This window comes from Rhizobium sp. TBD182, assembly GCF_001950375.1.
GTDB classification, from domain to species: Bacteria; Pseudomonadota; Alphaproteobacteria; order Rhizobiales; family Rhizobiaceae; genus Agrobacterium; species Agrobacterium tumefaciens.
Genome location: NZ_BDLN01000006.1, coordinates 218,102 through 234,913, shown reverse-complemented (window position 1 = coordinate 234,913; position 16,812 = coordinate 218,102). Strand labels below are relative to the sequence as shown.

Sequence of the window (16,812 nt, the reverse complement as noted above, 5' to 3'; positions counted from 1 at the left end):
AGGAGAACCTGTGAGAGCACTACGAAAAGGCGCGCCCCTACTGGCGTTGATGACAGCCGCAACCCTGGCCTTGCCGGCATCGGCTCAGGATTCAGGGAAAATTTCCAAGGATCCGCTGGAGCTTACGATCCACTTCCACTTCCGTGACAAATACGTCTACTCGGAAAAATGGCCGGTGGAGCAAAAGGCCGCCGAGATCACCAACATTCATGTCCGCAACGTGGCGTCGCTGGCGACCACCAGCAGCCGCGATGCATTCAACCTTCTGATCGCCTCGGGCAACCTTCCCGACATCGTCGGCGGCGACGCCACGGGCGGGCTGAAGGAAGACTTCATTCGCTACGGGTTGGAGGGCGCATTCATTCCACTCGATGATCTGATCGAGGAAAACGCCCCCAACCTCAAGGCATTTTTCGACAGCCACAAGGAAATCCGCAACGCCATCTCCGGACCGGACGGCAAGCTCTATTTCATCCCTTACGTCCCTGATGGCAAGTTCTCGCGCGGCTGGTTCATCCGCCAGGATTGGCTCGACAAGCTTGGGCTGAAGCAGCCGGAAACACCGGAAGAGGTCTACGAAGTTCTGAAAGCCTTCCGTGACAAGGACCCGAACGGCAACGGTCTCAAGGATGAAGTTCCCTACTTTGCCCGTGAGGAAATCGATGCGGTCCGCCTTATCAATCTGTGGGATGCGCGCGTGTCCGGATCCGAGCGTTATGGCGACTTTGCCGTTTATGACGGACAACTTCGTCATCCCTGGGCGGAGGAAAACTACAAGACCGGGATTTCCAACGTGGCCAAATGGTACAAGGAAGGCCTGATCGACAAGGAGATTTTCACCCGCGGTGCTCGCTCGCGTGAATATCTGCTGGGCAACAATCTCGGCGGCATGACGCATGACTGGTTCGCCAGCACCTCGACCTACAACGACGCCCTGTCGCCAAAGATCAACGGTTTTGCGCTAAAGCCGATGCTGCCGCCAAAGACGGTCTCGGGCCAACGGTTTGAGGATTCCCGTCGGCTGCGTGTCCAGCCCGTCGGCTGGGCTATTTCGGCGACCAACGAACACCCGGTCGAAACAATCAAGTATTTCGATTTCTGGTTCTCTCAACAGGGGCGCATCCTGTCGAATTTCGGCGTCGAGGGCCTGACCTACGAGATGGTCGATGGCAAGCCGCAATTCAAGAAGGAAATCCTCGACAACAAGGACCCGGTGAATGCCCAGTTGTGGGCGGTCGGTGCGGCGATCCCGCGCGGATACTGGATGGACTACGAATATGAGCGCCAGTGGACAAACAAGATCGCGCTTGAAGGCATCGATATGTACGACAAGTGCAACTGCCTCAAGGATGAGTTCATGGGCGTTTCCCTGAACGCAGAGGAAAAGGCGACATTCGACCGCTACTGGCCGAGCATCCTCACCTACATGACCGAGATGCAGCAGACCTGGATACTGGGTGCCCAGGACGTCGATGCCGGCTGGGATGCCTACAAGAAGCGCCTCACGGCCCTCGGTTACGACGAGGTCATCAAGATGATGCAATCGGCCTATGACCGCCAGTACAAGGCCGCGCAATAAACCTTCGACCGTGATGGCGGCTTTGTCGCCGCCATCCTTTCCCTTCTGTTTTCATAGGAGTTAGAGCGCAATGTGTCCCTCTGCCCCGGCCATCTCCCGACAGACACTTCTCGATGAACCCCGGCCGGGTTCATTGACCATTGGCTACGAGCCAAGCGAAGAAGTACCGCCGACGGAGAACCCTCCGCGCTTTTCATGGCTGCCCGACATCGACGACGGTGCGCGCTACGTATTGCGGATTTCGTCCGATCCCGGTTTTGCAGACAAAAAGACGCTCGTCTTTGAAGATCTCGCGTGGAATTTCTTTACGCCGGACGAAGCCCTTCCGGAAGGCCGCTATCACTGGTGTTATGCGTTGTGGGGCCAGACGTCCGCGACGCCGGATTCCAACTGGAGTACCGTGCGCAGCTTCGAGATCGGCGCTTCGTTGCCGAAAACGCCGCTACCCGGCAGGAAGGCGCGTCATGCTGCCGCGCATGCCAGCCATCCACGGCTCTGGCTCAATCCGGAAAAGTTGCGCTGCTTCTCGGAGGCGGTGGCAAAGGACCCCAATCATTGCAGCTGGTCCGAGTTCTACGAGAAATCAGTAAAACCCTGGCTTGAGCGGCCGGTCATACCGGAACCTCAGCCTTATCCGAACAATATGCGCGTCGCAGGACTCTGGCGACAGATGTATATTGATTGCCAGGAAGTGATCTATGCGATCCGGCACCTGGCCATTGCCGGTCGGGTTCTCGGACGCGACGAACTACTCGATGCGTCGCGCAAGTGGCTGCTGGCAGTCGCTGGCTGGGATCCGAAAGGCGCGACCTCCCGGGCCTATAATGACGAGGCGGGGTTCCGCGTCGTCGTGGCACTCGCCTGGGGCTATGACTGGCTATACGATTATCTGAGCGAAGACGAGCGCGAGACCGTACGCTCGGTTCTTCTTGAACGAACGCGGGAGGTCGCCGACCATGTTATTGCCCATGCCCGCATCCACGTGTTTCCCTATGACAGCCATGCCGTACGTTCGCTTTCGGCAGTACTGACGCCGGCCTGTATCGCGCTTCAGGGCGAAAGCGATGAGGCGGGCGAATGGCTCGATTATACCGTTGAATTCCTCGCCACCCTCTATTCTCCCTGGGCTGGAACTGACGGTGGCTGGGCGGAAGGGCCACATTACTGGATGACCGGCATGGCTTATCTCATAGAGGCCGCCAATCTGGTCCGCTCCTATATCGGTTACGATCTTTATCGGCGGCCATTTTTCCAGAACACCGGGCGCTTCCCGCTTTATACCAAGGCGCCGGGAACCCGTCGCGCCAATTTTGGCGACGACTCCACGCTTGGCGATCTTCCCGGCCTGAAACTGGGTTACAATGTTCGGCAATTTGCCGGCGTTACCGGCAACGGCCATTACCAATGGTATTTCGATCACATCAAGGCCGATGCGACGGGCACAGAAATGGCCTTCTACAATTACGGCTGGTGGGACCTGAACTTCGACGATCTCGTCTATCGTCACGACTATCAGCAGGTGGAAGCAGTCTCGCCTGCAGACTTGCCGGCACTCGCTGTTTTCGATGATATCGGTTGGGCGACCATCCAGCAACATATGGAAGACCCGGAACGGCATCTGCAATTCGTTTTCAAATCCAGTCCCTACGGTTCGCTAAGCCACAGCCATGGCGACCAGAATGCGTTCGTCCTCTATGCCTACGGCGAGGATCTGGCGATCCAGTCCGGCTATTACGTGGCGTTCAACTCGCAGATGCATCTGAACTGGCGCCGTCAGACACGGTCGAAGAACGCCGTCCTGATCGGCGGCAAGGGACAATATGCGGAAAAGGACAAGGCACTCGCGCGTCGTGCCGCCGGCCGTATCGTATCGGTTGAGGAAAATCCGGGACATATCCGGATCCTCGGAGATGCGACGTCTGCCTATCAGGTCGCGAACCCGCTGGTTATGAAAGCGCAGCGCGAAATGCACTTCGTCAACGACAGCTATTTCGTGATTGTCGATGAGGTGGAGTGCTCCGAGCCCCAGGAACTGCAATGGCTTTGCCATACCACAGGAGCACCGCAGACCGGCAAGTCGAGCTTTCGCTACAATGGCCAAAAGGCGGGCTTTTACGGCCAGTTTGTCTTCTCGTCAGCGGGCACCCCGCAGATCGCTGCCGTCGAAGGTTTTCCCGACATTGATCCCAAGGAGTTCGAGGGTCTTGATATCCACCATCACGTCTGCGCCACGGTTCCAGCAGCAACTCGGCATCGGCTGGTCACCCTTCTGGTGCCATACAGTTTAAAGGAGCCGAAGCGCATCTTCAGCTTCATAGACGATCAGGGTTTTTCGACCGACATCTATTTCAGCGACGTCGACGACGAGCGTTTCAAGCTCTCCCTTCCCAAGCAATTCTAACCATACGAGGTTCTTCAAATGCAGCGTTTTACCAACATGACCGTTGTTGTAGCCGGCGCCGGCCGGGATATCGGCCGGGCATGCGCCATTCGTTTTGCGCAGGAAGGCGCCAATGTCGTCCTCACCTATAATGGAGCCGCTGAAGGTGCGGCCACGGCTGTTGCCGAAATCGAAAAGCTTGGCCGTTCGGCTCTGGCGATCAAGGCAGACCTGACAAGCGCAAGCGAAGTAGAGGCTGCCATTTCTGCTGCCGCAGACAAATTCGGCGAGATCCATGGCCTCGTCCATGTTGCGGGTGGGCTTATCGCCCGCAAGACAATCGCTGACATGGACGAAGCCTTCTGGCATCAGGTCCTCGACGTCAACCTGACGTCGCTGTTCCTGACAGCCAAGGCCGCACTGCCCAAAATGGCAAAGGGCGGCGCGATCGTAACCTTCTCGTCGCAGGCGGGCCGTGACGGCGGTGGGCCGGGCGCGCTCGCCTATGCCACTTCCAAGGGTGCCGTGATGACTTTTACCCGAGGACTTGCCAAGGAAGTTGGCCCGAATATTCGCGTCAACGCCGTCTGCCCCGGCATGATCTCCACCACCTTCCACGACACCTTCACCAAACCCGAAGTGCGTGAAAGGGTGGCGGGCGCCACATCGCTGAAGCGCGAAGGCTCAAGCGAAGACGTTGCCGGTCTGGTGGCGTTTCTTGCGTCCGACGATGCCGCTTATATCACCGGCGCCTGCTACGACATTAATGGCGGCGTCCTGTTCTCCTGATATCCGGTAAAAACCATGACCGTATCGTTACCAAGGGCGAGCCGGATTGCCGTTCTCGGCACTTCGCTCGTCCAACAGAACCATATTGGCGACGCGTCCTCGCTGGCCACATCGGCCCGCGGCTGGATGAGTTGGGCCGAGGTATTGTCGCATGGCAGGCTTTGCTGCCCTGTCCACCATGATCCATCAGCACCAACAGGCTGGGAACCGAGCAATCGACCGGGTGTCAGCCGGTTCTTTTCCGGCCTCAATTTCGGAGTTTCCGGCCAGAAGGCAATCGAGATCGAACGGCGGCTACCGCGACTGCTGCAATCGGATTTCGATCTGGTCATCGTCGATGCCGGCACTAACGACATGATGGTGGAAACACGCCAGACGATTGCCGATACACGGGCGCGGATCGTTTCGGCTCTGCTCGACGCAGGCAAAACCGTCATCCTGCTCCCGATCCTCGCCCGTGGCACCGAGAAATGGCCGGCAGGCGGTGCAGAGCGGGCAAAAGCGCACTGGATCAACCGGCAGAGCATCGAATTTGCCGCAGATCATGCCAATTGCCATGTCTTCGACTGGAATTCGGCATGGGTCGATCCCGAAAGTGAATTCGGCGAGCCTCATCCCGGCTATTCCGACGACGGCACCCATTTTGCGGTGACAGGCGCTTTTGCCGTAGGAAAGCTGCTTGCCACCTATCTGGAGGCGATCGTGCCGCGAGCGCCGGCCCGTATTCTGGCGACAGACGATCGTTTTGACCCGGTAAACAATCCAGCTGGCAATCTGGCCTCTGATTTTTCAGCCCTGACAGTCACGGAAACAGGTGAACAAAGCCACCGTCTCGGCGGGCGGCTTGTCCATCCGGGCACAGGCTTATGGGTGGAGGCCATATGCGATGTTGATGTGCCGGCGCATAGCGACGTACTCGGAGTATCGCTGCGTCTGAAAGATGCTGCAGCCGAAGGACAGCAGGCGGTAGCACTTGCGCCTTTCCCTGCCGAAGACGGCACATTTTTTCCTTTCCCTGCCACCCAATGGACAGGGGCGCTCAGAACTCCTCCCCTGAAACTCAGGCCAGGTGAAGCCCCTCCCGAAGTTTTTCTCGATGTGATCCTGCGGCCCGGTTCTCAACCGATCGAAATCGACGTCAACCGCATCGAGGTTCGACCTGTTTCAAGTCCGGTACGCCGATGAGACCATCTCAAGACAAACCACGGCTGTTGATCGCCATGCGGAACGAGCTTCCCGAAGGTTTCTTTGGTTCGCGCGAATGGGCACGTATGAATGCCGTAACCGACATCATACCGGGTTTCCCCTACACGGATTTCGACACGGAAGCGGGAGCAGAAGCGTTGGCCGAGGCGGACATTCTCCTCGCCGCCTGGGGCACGCCATCCCTGACACGCGAGCGCCTCGCCCGTGCGCCAAAGCTCAGGATGGTCGCTTATGCCGCGTCCTCGGTGCGCGCTGTTGCCCCCGCCGAATTCTGGGAAACATCCGATATTCTTATCACCACGGCGGCATCGGCCATGGCCGTGCCGGTTGCCGAGTTTACCTATGCGTCAATCATCATGTGCGGCAAGGATGTGTTTCGTCTGAGAGACGAGCATCGGGTAGAGCGCGGCACCGGCGGTTTTGGCAGCAGACGTGGCATGAGCCTGCCCTATCTCGGCAATCATTCCCGCAAAGTCGGCATCGTCGGCGCGTCACGGATTGGTCGGCTTGTCATGGAGATGCTCACGCGCGGAAAATTCGAGATCGCCGCCTACGACCCTTTTCTTTCGGTGGAAGACGCGGCCGCAATTGGTGCTACGAAAATGGAGCTCGACGAGCTTCTCGCCTGGTGCGATGTGGTCTCCCTGCACGCGCCGATCCTGCCTGAAACCCGCCACATGATTGGTGCCCGCGAACTGGCGCTGCTGGCGGATCATGCGATCTTCATCAACACGGCACGGGGCTGGCTGGTCGATCACGACGCATTGCTGGCCGAGGCACTTTCCGGGCGGCTGCGTATCCTGATCGATACACCGGAGCCGGAACCCTTGCCGACGGATAGCCCATTCTACGATTTGCCCAATGTCGTGCTCACCCCCCACATTGCCGGGGCGCTGGGAAATGAATTGCGGGCGCTTTCCGATCTCGCCATTACCGAGATCGAACGTTTCGTCGCGGGGCAAGCCGCGCTTCACCCGGTCCATAAACAGGATATGGAGCGTATGGCATGAGCGCTTTCGATTATTGTTTTTCAACGCTTGGCTGCTCCGAACTTAGCCTGCACGAAGCGGCCGATCTGGCACAGAGGCATGGCATCGGGCATGTGGAGTTGCGCACGCTCTCCGGTACGGTCGACCTCATCCCGGCACTCACTGCCGAATTTGCTACTCCTTCCAGATTTGCAGCCTTTCTGGCCGGAAGTGATCTCGAGGTTGCCGCCCTAAACACATCCATTCGGCTGTTCGGCAGCACCGATCTTTCCGCCATCGAGCCCTTTATAGACTGGGCGGAAGCCGCGAACATTTCCTATCTGCGCATCTTCGACGGTGGCAAACAGTTGGGACAGGATGAGATGACACAGGCAGCGGGCCTGTTGGACAACTGGCAATCGCTGCGACTATCACGCGGTCTAAATGTCGACCTCATGATCGAAACACACGACGCGCTGGCGGACTTCGAGCAGCTTCTCGCCTTCATCGCGTGCGTGCCAGCATCGAAGCTCTTGTGGGACACTCACCACACCTGGGCCAAAGGCAGCGATCTCAAAATCCTTTGGCAACACATCGCACAAAATGTCGTCCATCTGCACGTCAAGGACAGCACCACGGACAGCGATGGCCGACGACGCTACGTATTGCCCGGCCATGGCGATTTCCCCATGGCGGAACTGCTTTCGCTTCTTCAGTCGGATGAACGACATATCCCTCTCAGTCTGGAATGGGAACGCCACTGGCATCCCGAACTGTCCCCGCTGGACGATGCGCTAAGGGCTGCGCGCAGCTGGTGGCGACAAGGAGCTTTTTAATGCGCATAGCCGAAATTCACCTCACACCGGTCGCCATTCCCGACAGACCGCTACTGAACTGTAAAGGCGTGCATCAGCCGCATGCTTTGCGCACCGTCATCGAGGTCATATGTGACGACGGTACGGTCGGCCTTGGTGAAAGTTACGGAAGTATCAAGGCGCTGGATGGGTTGCGACGGGCGGCCCCTGCCCTGATCGGGCTCGACCCGTTTCATCTTCACGAGCTGAAATCTCGCGTCATCACCGCATTGCCCGGCAGTGGCGGCATCAATGCCAAATCGGCGGTGGCCGATCACAAGTTGACGGACGTGGTTGCCTCAGCCTTTGAAGTCCCCTGCCTCGACATTCAGGGCAAGCTTCTCGGGCGGCCGGTCTCGGACCTGCTTGGTGGCGCCATTCGTACCAGCGTTCCGTTTAGCGCCTACCTGTTTTTCAAATTCGCAGCCCATATAGGTGAAGCCGAGGATGAATGGGGAGAGGTACTTACGCCTGATCAGATGGTTGGCGAAGCCCGCAGGATGGTCGACACATACGGTTTCCGGTCGCTGAAGCTCAAGGGTGGCGTGCTGCATCCGGATCTCGAGATCGAGACGATGCTGAAGCTTCGGGAAGCTTTTCCCAAGCATCCGCTGCGGATCGACCCCAATGGCGGCTGGACTGTGGACACGGCCATCTACATCGCACGCAAGCTTGAGAATATCCTTGAATATCTCGAGGATCCGGTCATCGGTATGGATCAGATGGCACAAGTCGCAGCCGCTACGTCGATCCCGCTCGCCACGAACATGATCGTCCTTGAATTCGACCAGATCGCCGCGGCCTTCCGCAAAAATGCGGTGCAGATTGTGCTGTCAGATCACCATTATTGGGGTGGATTGCGCGCCTCGACCCATCTCGGGAAGATTTGCGAGACACTGGGTCTTGGCGTCTCCATGCATTCCAACTCGCATCTCGGCATCACACTGGCGGCAATGGTCCATACTGCCGCCGCAACGCCGAACCTGAGCTTCGATTGCGACACGCATTACCCATGGACCGGTGTCGACGTGATCGAGGGCACGCCGTTCACGTTCCGTGGCGGTCGCCTCGATGTCCCCAATGGGCCGGGACTTGGCGTGACGCTCGATCGGCAAAAACTCACCGAACTTGCGGCACTTTACGAACAGACCTCGATGAAAGAACGCGATGATACAGCCTATATGAAGCTCTTCGACCCAACCTATGAAAGACGTGTGCCACGCTGGTGACGAGAAGATGCCATGTTACGCCCTCGTCAACCTCGAGGCAGCACACCTGTCCTCCTTACCCAGACCGTGACAGTCTTCGCGGTAATCGCTTCGCAGGGGCGGCAAATCAGCTCGCTCGGCATTCTAGAGCCCGTGCACGATACCGCCCCCGCATAACGGACAACTTCCCGCTACACATTCATCATCCGGCCTATCTCAATTCACATGCGGATCTCTGTCGCGCGAAAGACGAGACGCGGCGATGACACCATCTTCCGGTGCAAGTAGATCGTGTCTTTCGGCAAAGGCCACGAACAAACCGCGGGCGGTCTCCGCTTCAATCTCGCCGCGCAACGCGGCAGCACATGCCTTAAGCGCAATGGAATGTGCGCTATCTCGGTTTGTTGCGGGCCACTCGGAAAGATGTCGGTATGCCTCCAGCACGTTTCGAACCTCCGCTGGAAAGCCGAGACCGACAAGAATGAAAACAGGCTGTCTGAACATATCGGGTTTCATTGCTTTCTCCTTCCCATCCCGGATATTCGTGGGCGCCATCGCGACGGCGCCCCTGTTCATCCAACAATGTAAATCAAGCCGCCTTCTGTGCTTCGATCTGGCCCGGGGCAACTGTCGGCACCAGAGCCGCATCGGTCTGGATGTCGATTTTCCGGGGCTTCAGGGCCTCCGGGATTTCGCGGACGAGATCGATCGAAAGGAGACCGTTTTTCAGTTCGGCGCCGCTCACTCTGACATGATCGGCGAGCTCGAACCGATGCTCGAACGGACGGGCCGCAATGCCGCGGTGCAGGTAGCCCTCCGCGGGTGTCTCCTGTCTCTTGCCTGTCACGGTCAGGAGATTGGACTGGAAAGTGATGTCGATCTCGTCCCGTGTAAAACCAGCCACCGCAATAGAAATCTGATAGCTGTCTTCGGCCGTCCTGATAATGTCATAGGGCGGCCAGTCACTGATCGAGCGGGTGCGCTGGGCGTTTTCGAGAAGATTGAAGACCCGGTCGAATCCGATGCTCGATCGGTACAACGGTGCATAGTCGTAAGATGTTGCCATAACCATATCCTCCTTGAAGCAACATGGGTACCAAAGCGCCAAAAGCGGCGCTTCCAGCACGGCCAGTCCTGTCATCAGCGACTGGCGGCTGACGATTTGGTTTTTCGTGTTTTCAAAATCAAGAGGCGAAGCGAACGAAATTTGCTTTCGCACTGGTATTAAATATGGCTCGGATACCGCGCGATCAAACGCCTCCAGCCACGCCGATATTCGGCCCGGGAAGGAGGATTTCTGCCGGAGCCTGGGCACAACCTGGAACCGCCATTGAGGCGCCGCTCTCCTGGGCATCGGCGGAGAGCTCGGTCGAACTCGGTGTTACATCCATATCTAAGACAGGACTTCGGTTCGAGGCCACAGAGCGTCGCGTGCGGCTGCGCCTCGGAACGGCGCGCAGTCAACCAGCGATCCACATCGGCCGTCCCTGCCATTGATTGGCCGGGGCATCATGGATTTCATAACCCATAAGGGCGTCATCTGCGTTTCAGCTACCAAAAGGATAGTGCGGCGCCAACTTCGGAGTAATAGCCACTCCGTATCATGAGCCCACTAGTCCTTACGACCAGCTTGCCGCCTGTTTTCACGTCGCCAAGAATGCTTCTTCAGACCGGACATTTGGCGGGAGAAAAAAGCGTGAGGATGATCTTCCTGAACAGATACGGTTTCCCCGACCAGTCGGCAACAAGCCGGATGATATCGTCGCTGGCCATCTCAATGGCGCAGCGCGGAATGAATGTGACTGTCGTTGCAAGTCGCGAAATACACAATCATCCCGGAAGCGTGTTGCCCGCAACCGAAACGGTTCGGGGTGTACAGATCCGACGGCTCGCAAGCGGCCGCTTCGGCCGGCACAGCCTCATGCGCCGTAGCGTTGATTATCTTCTTTTTCAGGTGCTGGCATTCGCCTGGCTTCTGCGCAACGTTCGGGCGACGGACACGGTCGTTGTCTGCACCGATCCTCCGCTCCTCTCCGTCATGAGCAGTATCGCGATCCGCCTCAAGGGCGCATTCATGGTGAACTGGATCATGGATCTTTTTCCGGAGACCGCAATCGAGCTTGGATTTTTCAGGAAACGTGCACGGTGGCTTGCGCCATGGCTGACGCAGGCGCGCAACTGGTCTTTGCGATCCCCCGGCATGGTTGTCTGCCCCACTGACAAGATGGCGGAATTCCTCTTCACTCAAGGCCTTGCAAAGGATCGCGTCAGCGTCCTGCATCACTGGTCGGATGGGGAGGAAATCTATCCTGTCTTGCCCAAGGATAACAGCCTGCGGAAGGCGTGGGGACTGCAGGGTGTGTTTGTCGTCGGCTATTCAGGAAACTTCGGGCGGGCGCATGAGTTCGGCACTATGCTAGCAGCGGCGAAACGTCTGGAGCACCGGCAGGATATCCGGTTCCTTCTCATTGGTGGCGGACACCAGCACGCGGCTGTGAAGACTGTCGTTCAGGATCTCGGTCTTCAGAACGTCATCTTCAAGCCGCTGCAGCCCGTGGAGAAACTTGCTGAAAGCCTGAGCGTTGCAGATGTGCATCTGGTCTCGCTGCTGCCGGAACTGGAACACTGCATCATTCCAAGCAAATTCTATGGAATCCTCGCGGCCGGGAGGCCGACGATCTTCGTCGGCGACCCGGATGGAGAGGTGCCGCGCGTTCTCAGAGCCAAGGGATGCGGCAGCAACGTCGAAATCGGAGAGACCGAAAAGCTCTCCGGCACAATCGAAAAGCTCTGCGACGACCCGGATACCACGACAGCCATGGGGGATGCGGCACGGCGGCTGCTGTGTGCCGACTATTCCCGAGAAAAGGCGGCAGATGCCTGGGCAGTGCTGATCGCCGGGCTGCAGACTGTCGAGCCTTCCAGGCCACCTATCGCTCAAGGTATCTCGTCATGAAAGACAAAGTCGTCGTCAGTCAGCTCGGCGCCCGCATGCATTATGCCGTACCGAGAATATTTGCATCCGCTGGCCGCCTTGCGCATTTTTACACTGATATATGCGCCACGAAAGGTTGGCCCCGGATCGTCAATTCGTTTCCGGCGACCCTTTATCCCGCACCTGTCAAACGGCTGGCCGGCCGGCTGCCCAAAGGCGTGCCGACAGCGCTGACGACGGTGTTTTCCAGCTTTGGCCTCCGTTCCGTGCTGCGCCACATGCGAACGAAAGACGTTGTAGAGGAAACCTCTCACGCGATCTGGGCCGGGTCGGTTTTCTCCGAAATGGTGGCCCGGCGCGGCTTCCATGGCGCAGATGGGCTCTACGCCTTCAGTGGCGACGCACTCGAACAGATGCGGGCGGCAAAACAGCAGGGCCTTTGGACCGCAGTCGAGCAAATGATCGCGCCACGCGATGTCGTCGAAACGCTTCTGGACCAGGAAATGATGCGGTTTCCCAAATGGGCCGGCCCTGTGCGGGATAATCCGCATGCGCGTCTATTCGCCGATCGGGAGAAAGCGGAGTGGCGCCTTGCAGATGTCATCGTCTGCCCGTCGGAATTTGTCCGCAAGCACGTCGTCGCATGTGGTGGGCCGGAAGACCGGTGTGTCGTCGTTCCCTATGGGGTCAATGCCAGCGCTGCCATCGACAGACCGGCGCGCATGCCGGGGCCAATCAGGGTCCTGACCGTAGGCGAAGTCGGGCTGCGCAAGGGATCGCCCTATGTTGTGGAAGCCGCCAGATTGATGGAGGGCGCCGCCCGCTTCCGGATGGCGGGCCGCGTTCGTGTGCCCGATGACGTCAAGCAGGAGATTTCGCAATGGGTCGAGCTGAGAGGGATCGTTCCGCGCTCGCAGATCGTCGAGGAGTTTCGGTGGGCGGATGTCTTCCTGCTGCCATCGCTCTGCGAAGGCTCCGCGACCGCCGTCTATGAAGCGCTGGCAGCCGGGCTGCCTGTTATAACGACCGAAAACACCGGCAGCGTCGTTCGCGATGGTGTCGAAGGTTTCATCGTTCCCGTCTGCGATCCGGAAGCTATCGCAACTGCGGTGCGTGCGCTTGCCGACAATCCTGAGCTCAGGCGAAGCATGTCCACCAATGCACTCCTGCGCGCAGCTGAACATACCGTGGAGTCATATGGCGAGCGGCTTCTTGCCGCCTTGTCCGGGCCGAATCTGTCAGGGTCGGCGGGTCTTTGCATGGCCGATGACACGCGATACCTGGGGAACAAAGAGAAATGAAGATCATCCACGTCATCGCTTCGATTGATCCCAAATACGGCGGCTTGCAGGCCGTTGCCATGCGCCTAGCCGCTGCACAGGCCGGCCTCGGCGTAGATGTGAATATCGTCAGCTATGGCGACGCCGCCATTGAAGCGCAGGTCAAGGAAATTGGCCGCACCATACCGCATTTCGAGAATATCCACTGGCATCTCCTGCTGCCGGCCGGGAGGCTGGAGACATTGTTCTGCTTCAGGGGCCGGCGCATGCTGAAAGCCGTGCTGAAAGATGCATCCTTCATGCATATTCACGGCGTGTGGGAGCCATTTCTGCTCTATGCTTCCAAGCTCGCCCGCGCCGCTGGCGTGCCCTACTGCATTTGCCCGGCCGGCATGCTGGACCATTGGAGTCTCGGCCAGCGATCGTGGAAAAAGAAGATCGCCCTGATGCTGTGCTACCGCAAGATGCTGAACGAGGCTGCGTTCCTGCACCTGTTAAATGTCGATGAAATGGCAGCTGTCGAGCCGCTGAATTTCCAGGCACGAAATCTGATCATTCCGAACGGTGTTTTTGCCGAGGAATTCGATCCCCTGCCCGCCCGAGGACATTTCAAGCAGAAAATCGCCCTGGCGCACGGCAGGCGATACATTCTGTTCCTGTCACGCCTGCACATCAAAAAGGGTATCGACATCCTTGCCTCGGCCTTTTCGGCTATCTGTGACACCTACGTCGACGTTGATCTCGTCGTCGCAGGCCCGCCCGGTGGAGCAGAGGGCCACTTTATGCACCTGGTGAAAAAACTTAACATCCGGCACCGCGTCTTTATGGTCGGAGCGATCTACGGCGAAGCGAAGCTCGAAGCCATGGTCGATGCCGACTGCTTCTGCCTGCCAAGCCGACAGGAGGGTTTCAGCATGGCGATCACCGAAGCGCTTGCCTGCGGCACGCCTGTGGTGATCACCGACCAGTGTCACTTTCCCGAAGTCGGAGCTGCCGATGCCGGGGTTATCGTCTCGGTTGACGCGGCAGAAGTTGCCAAGGGCTTGGCAAGCGTGCTCAGCAATCCCGCCAAGGCGAGGACGATGGGCGAAAACGGCCGCCGACTCGTGCTGGAGAAATTCACCTGGCCGGCAATCGCCCATGCCACGCTTGAAGGTTATCGGCTGAGCGCGTTGGACGCGGCCGCTTCCTGACGACGCGAGCCGACTGACCTTGCCGGATTGCCGACATAGATCGTCCAGGGCTCCAATGACTTCGCGGTGACGGCTCGCGCGCCGAGAACAGCCCCCTTGCCGACGACGACACCGGGACCGACGAAGGCTTCCGCCGCCACCCACGCGTCCTCCTCGATCACCACCGGCCGCGTCACGAGGGGAAACGCGCTATCCTGAACGTCATGCGACCCGGTGCACAGATGGGCACGTTGCGAGACAGAGGCATATTGGCCGATGGTGATCATGTCGACGTTGTAGCAGATCACCCCAGGTCCGAGAGATGAATGACGCTCCATGACGAGGTGCCCCGGCCACCAAACGATCGCCTTGGAATGCACCATCGCCGTGGCATGCAGGCGCGCGCCGAAACTACGCAGGAGAAAATTGCGCCAGCGCCGCATCGGCGGCGGCGTCCAGGAGGCAAGAAGCCGCCAGACGATCATCCAGACCAGCCGTTTCAACCGCAAATGCAGCGCAAAGGTCGGACCTCCGAAGCGCGGCAGGGGCGTCGTTGCATGCTGGAAGGCAGGATCGTCGTATCGTGAGCGCATGGCCTATCCTCCGGCTTGAGACGTCAAGGATCGTATCGCGTATCGACGCTGCTGCACGCGCGCGGGTATGACGGCAAATGCCAGCGCCGGAGCAGCAAACATCAGCATATGCACCCAGACCATGAGAACCCAGTCGGTTTGATGCGAGATGGCGTGCATGGACGGTATGATCGACAGCAGATAGGTGAATTGCGCAGCGAACTCGCCCGTGTTTGCGGTCACCCAGATCCGGCGCACCAGATAGGCGAGCAGGAAAAATTTGAACGCTCCCAGATACCAGAAGGATCCGAACGCATCCGCCATTCCGGTCTCGGTCGTGCCGAGAACAGGATTGTAGTCGCGCGATTGGACCGGCACCGGCAGCATGAAGGATTGCTTGACTTCCACGCCCACGAGTTGCGCGGGTACGAAGTTGAACACCAGCCTGTTCCAGTGGAACTTGCCGTAGTCGAATTGCAAGGTGTTTGCGGTGTTGTCGATCCGCATGATCGCGTTGCGCATCTCGTCGCCGCCGTCCCGGAACACTCTCTCAAGATTGCCGATGAAATCTATCTTCTTGATGTCATCCCACACGGGAGCGTCGTTGGCCTTGGTAATGGCGCGGTAGTCGCCCATGCTGTTCATCGACAGTGTGCCGAGGAAAAGTGCCACGATCACGAAGATGCGCGGGATCGCCCATCCCTTGTAAAACCACCATGCCAGCGCGAACATCATGATGAGTTCCACCGCTTCGGCGCGCTTTCCCGTTATCACGATGCGATCCAGGTAAAAGACGAGATCGAACGCAAGGACGGCCAGCGCCAGCCAGGAAAATCGCCGTGCAAGGCAAAGCACCGCAATGGCCAGACCATAGCTCAACAACCGCGAAAAGAAGATGTACATGACCGGAACTCCGGTCATCTGCACCGCAATGGTCAACTCTCCCGGCAAACGGCTAAGCTTGAAATAGAAGTAGGCGCCGGCGACCGAGAGAACGGCTGCGACGATCAGCAGACGTGTTTCATCGAAATCGATACGAAAGAATGCAAAGGGTTTTGCCGTTCTGCTCCACCCCCACCAGCACATGAACAGGCACAGCATCATAAAGATTGCGGTTCTTGCAAACGCGCCTTCCGGCAAGAATCGTTCAGACGCCAGTCCGGGAACCTGGGGCAAGATGAAACTGAACGTGATGACGCCCGTCAGAAACGGGAACTCGTAAATTCGCTCCCGACGCATCATTCCCCAACAGATGAGCAGGATAACACCACCAAAGAGGCAAAAAACCAGAAGCGTGTTCATGAGGCGAGCCTCGCCTGAACCGGAGGAAAATCCCGCACGAAACTGCTTCTGACGTCGTAGAGGAGCGCTTTGGCGTATTCCTTGAACACCTGCACACCGTCACCGTTGATGGCAAGCCGCCACAGCGAAACGGTTCGTTGCGCAGGAAGGGAAATCCACTGAATTTGAGGCATCACAAACCGGAAGCGCTTTACTGCGCGCCGTGAATGAAACCAGCTCGTGACCAGAATGGCGCTTTTTGCTCCCATTCCAGTCAGTATCGGCTGCGAGAATGTCGCGTTTTCCCAGGTGCTGAGCGAAAGACATTCCGTTGAGACGGCTGCGGAATCCACCCCCAATTGCACCAGCATGTCGCGGATGAAGTCGCAATCCCCATAACCAGTCACCAGAACGAGCGGCGCCCTTCCCTCGTGCCATAGTTTTGCGGCCTGGGCAGCTCGAGGTGGACCGTCACCGCCCAGAACAACGATGACGTCGGCTTGCGCAGGTGGGTCCTCCACGACAAGGAGCGACCCCGCTGAAACGAGGGCAAGTCCGTAGAGCCCGACTGCACTCAGCATCATCAAG

15 protein-coding genes are annotated in these 16,812 nt (G+C 58.4%); 10 read left to right on the top strand and 5 right to left on the bottom strand.

What is annotated here, in order from left to right:
- The first annotated feature begins 49 nt into the window (after positions 1-49).
- The 7 genes from T18_RS18810 to T18_RS18780 all read left to right on the top strand — a co-directional run bounded on the left by T18_RS18810 (position 50) and on the right by T18_RS18780 (position 9,005).
- Positions 50-1,579, top strand: coding sequence for an extracellular solute-binding protein (locus T18_RS18810; protein ID WP_003517573.1), 1,530 nt, complete (start codon positions 50-52; stop codon positions 1,577-1,579).
- 70 nt (positions 1,580-1,649) lie between these two features.
- The gene (locus T18_RS18805) at positions 1,650-3,980 is read left to right on the top strand and encodes an alginate lyase (RefSeq protein ID WP_038493539.1); all 2,331 of its coding nucleotides are present in this window, start codon (positions 1,650-1,652) and stop codon (positions 3,978-3,980) included.
- A gap of 18 nt (positions 3,981-3,998) precedes the next feature.
- The gene (locus T18_RS18800; protein WP_038493542.1) at positions 3,999-4,748 is read left to right on the top strand and encodes an SDR family NAD(P)-dependent oxidoreductase; all 750 of its coding nucleotides are present in this window, start codon (positions 3,999-4,001) and stop codon (positions 4,746-4,748) included.
- Positions 4,749-4,763: 15 nt separating this feature from the next.
- Positions 4,764-5,933 carry an SGNH/GDSL hydrolase family protein gene (locus T18_RS18795; protein ID WP_038493545.1) on the top strand — a complete coding sequence of 390 codons (1,170 nt, stop codon included), beginning with the start codon at positions 4,764-4,766 and terminating at the stop codon, positions 5,931-5,933.
- Complete coding sequence (locus T18_RS18790; RefSeq protein WP_038493548.1) at positions 5,930-6,964, top strand: hydroxyacid dehydrogenase; 1,035 nt, start codon at positions 5,930-5,932, stop codon at positions 6,962-6,964. Before T18_RS18795 ends, T18_RS18790 begins: the two co-directional genes overlap by 4 nt.
- Positions 6,961-7,758 (top strand): sugar phosphate isomerase/epimerase family protein, encoded by a 798-nt coding sequence (locus tag T18_RS18785; protein ID WP_038493551.1) that lies wholly within the window; start codon positions 6,961-6,963, stop codon positions 7,756-7,758. Before T18_RS18790 ends, T18_RS18785 begins: the two co-directional genes overlap by 4 nt.
- Entirely contained in the window at positions 7,758-9,005 is a 1,248-nt protein-coding gene (locus tag T18_RS18780; protein WP_038493554.1) for a glucarate dehydratase family protein, read from the top strand. The genes T18_RS18785 and T18_RS18780 overlap by 1 nt, the downstream gene beginning before the upstream one ends.
- Before the next feature lie 195 nt (positions 9,006-9,200).
- Here T18_RS18780 and T18_RS18775 read toward each other — a convergent pair whose 3' ends face one another.
- Positions 9,201-9,500 (bottom strand): DUF982 domain-containing protein, encoded by a 300-nt coding sequence (locus T18_RS18775; RefSeq protein ID WP_035199246.1) that lies wholly within the window; start codon positions 9,498-9,500, stop codon positions 9,201-9,203.
- Between the two features lie 73 nt (positions 9,501-9,573).
- Positions 9,574-10,050 carry an Hsp20 family protein gene (locus tag T18_RS18770; RefSeq protein WP_038495735.1) on the bottom strand — a complete coding sequence of 159 codons (477 nt, stop codon included), beginning with the start codon at positions 10,048-10,050 and terminating at the stop codon, positions 9,574-9,576.
- 636 nt (positions 10,051-10,686) lie between these two features.
- On the opposite strand from T18_RS18770, the gene T18_RS18765 reads away from it, so the two are divergent.
- Genes T18_RS18765 through T18_RS18755 form a run of 3 tightly spaced genes read left to right on the top strand, consistent with a single transcriptional unit; the run spans position 10,687 to position 14,392 of the window.
- Positions 10,687-11,940, top strand: a complete 1,254-nt coding sequence (locus tag T18_RS18765; protein ID WP_038493557.1) for a glycosyltransferase family 4 protein — start codon at positions 10,687-10,689, stop codon at positions 11,938-11,940.
- Positions 11,937-13,220: a glycosyltransferase family 4 protein gene (locus T18_RS18760; RefSeq protein ID WP_038493560.1), complete on the top strand. Its 1,284-nt coding sequence runs from the start codon at positions 11,937-11,939 to the stop codon at positions 13,218-13,220. Before T18_RS18765 ends, T18_RS18760 begins: the two co-directional genes overlap by 4 nt.
- A complete protein-coding gene (locus tag T18_RS18755) occupies positions 13,217-14,392 on the top strand; it encodes a glycosyltransferase (protein ID WP_038493563.1) in 1,176 nt (391 codons plus the stop codon). The genes T18_RS18760 and T18_RS18755 overlap by 4 nt, the downstream gene beginning before the upstream one ends.
- On the opposite strand, the gene T18_RS18750 is transcribed toward T18_RS18755, so the two are convergent.
- From T18_RS18750 to T18_RS18740, 3 genes are read right to left on the bottom strand one after another with little or no spacing between them, the layout of a single operon-like run.
- The gene (locus tag T18_RS18750; RefSeq protein WP_038493566.1) at positions 14,356-14,964 is read right to left on the bottom strand and encodes an acetyltransferase; all 609 of its coding nucleotides are present in this window, start codon (positions 14,962-14,964) and stop codon (positions 14,356-14,358) included. The two genes, T18_RS18755 and T18_RS18750, sit on opposite strands and share 37 nt — an antisense overlap.
- A 3-nt stretch (positions 14,965-14,967) precedes the next feature.
- Positions 14,968-16,245 carry a hypothetical protein gene (locus T18_RS18745; RefSeq protein ID WP_038493569.1) on the bottom strand — a complete coding sequence of 426 codons (1,278 nt, stop codon included), beginning with the start codon at positions 16,243-16,245 and terminating at the stop codon, positions 14,968-14,970.
- On the bottom strand, positions 16,242-16,805 hold the full coding sequence (locus tag T18_RS18740) for a YdcF family protein (protein ID WP_046205638.1): 564 nt from the start codon (positions 16,803-16,805) through the stop codon (positions 16,242-16,244). Before T18_RS18740 ends, T18_RS18745 begins: the two co-directional genes overlap by 4 nt.
- Positions 16,806-16,812 lie beyond the last annotated feature (7 nt).

What these genes read in the sequence shown, in the direction of transcription:
- T18_RS18810 (WP_003517573.1), top strand. Translation starts at nt 50, where the DNA reads ATGACAGCCGCAACCCTGGCCTTGCCGGCATCGGCTCAGGATTCAGGG.
- T18_RS18805 (WP_038493539.1), top strand. Translation starts at nt 1,650, where the DNA reads ATGTGTCCCTCTGCCCCGGCCATCTCCCGACAGACACTTCTCGATGAA.
- T18_RS18800 (WP_038493542.1), top strand. Translation starts at nt 3,999, where the DNA reads ATGCAGCGTTTTACCAACATGACCGTTGTTGTAGCCGGCGCCGGCCGG.
- T18_RS18795 (WP_038493545.1), top strand. Translation starts at nt 4,764, where the DNA reads ATGACCGTATCGTTACCAAGGGCGAGCCGGATTGCCGTTCTCGGCACT.
- T18_RS18790 (WP_038493548.1), top strand. Translation starts at nt 5,930, where the DNA reads ATGAGACCATCTCAAGACAAACCACGGCTGTTGATCGCCATGCGGAAC.
- T18_RS18785 (WP_038493551.1), top strand. Translation starts at nt 6,961, where the DNA reads ATGAGCGCTTTCGATTATTGTTTTTCAACGCTTGGCTGCTCCGAACTT.
- T18_RS18780 (WP_038493554.1), top strand. Translation starts at nt 7,758, where the DNA reads ATGCGCATAGCCGAAATTCACCTCACACCGGTCGCCATTCCCGACAGA.
- T18_RS18775 (WP_035199246.1), bottom strand. Translation starts at nt 9,500, where the DNA reads ATGAAACCCGATATGTTCAGACAGCCTGTTTTCATTCTTGTCGGTCTC.
- T18_RS18770 (WP_038495735.1), bottom strand. Translation starts at nt 10,050, where the DNA reads ATGGCAACATCTTACGACTATGCACCGTTGTACCGATCGAGCATCGGA.
- T18_RS18765 (WP_038493557.1), top strand. Translation starts at nt 10,687, where the DNA reads ATGATCTTCCTGAACAGATACGGTTTCCCCGACCAGTCGGCAACAAGC.
- T18_RS18760 (WP_038493560.1), top strand. Translation starts at nt 11,937, where the DNA reads ATGAAAGACAAAGTCGTCGTCAGTCAGCTCGGCGCCCGCATGCATTAT.
- T18_RS18755 (WP_038493563.1), top strand. Translation starts at nt 13,217, where the DNA reads ATGAAGATCATCCACGTCATCGCTTCGATTGATCCCAAATACGGCGGC.
- T18_RS18750 (WP_038493566.1), bottom strand. Translation starts at nt 14,964, where the DNA reads ATGCGCTCACGATACGACGATCCTGCCTTCCAGCATGCAACGACGCCC.
- T18_RS18745 (WP_038493569.1), bottom strand. Translation starts at nt 16,245, where the DNA reads ATGAACACGCTTCTGGTTTTTTGCCTCTTTGGTGGTGTTATCCTGCTC.
- T18_RS18740 (WP_046205638.1), bottom strand. Translation starts at nt 16,805, where the DNA reads ATGCTGAGTGCAGTCGGGCTCTACGGACTTGCCCTCGTTTCAGCGGGG.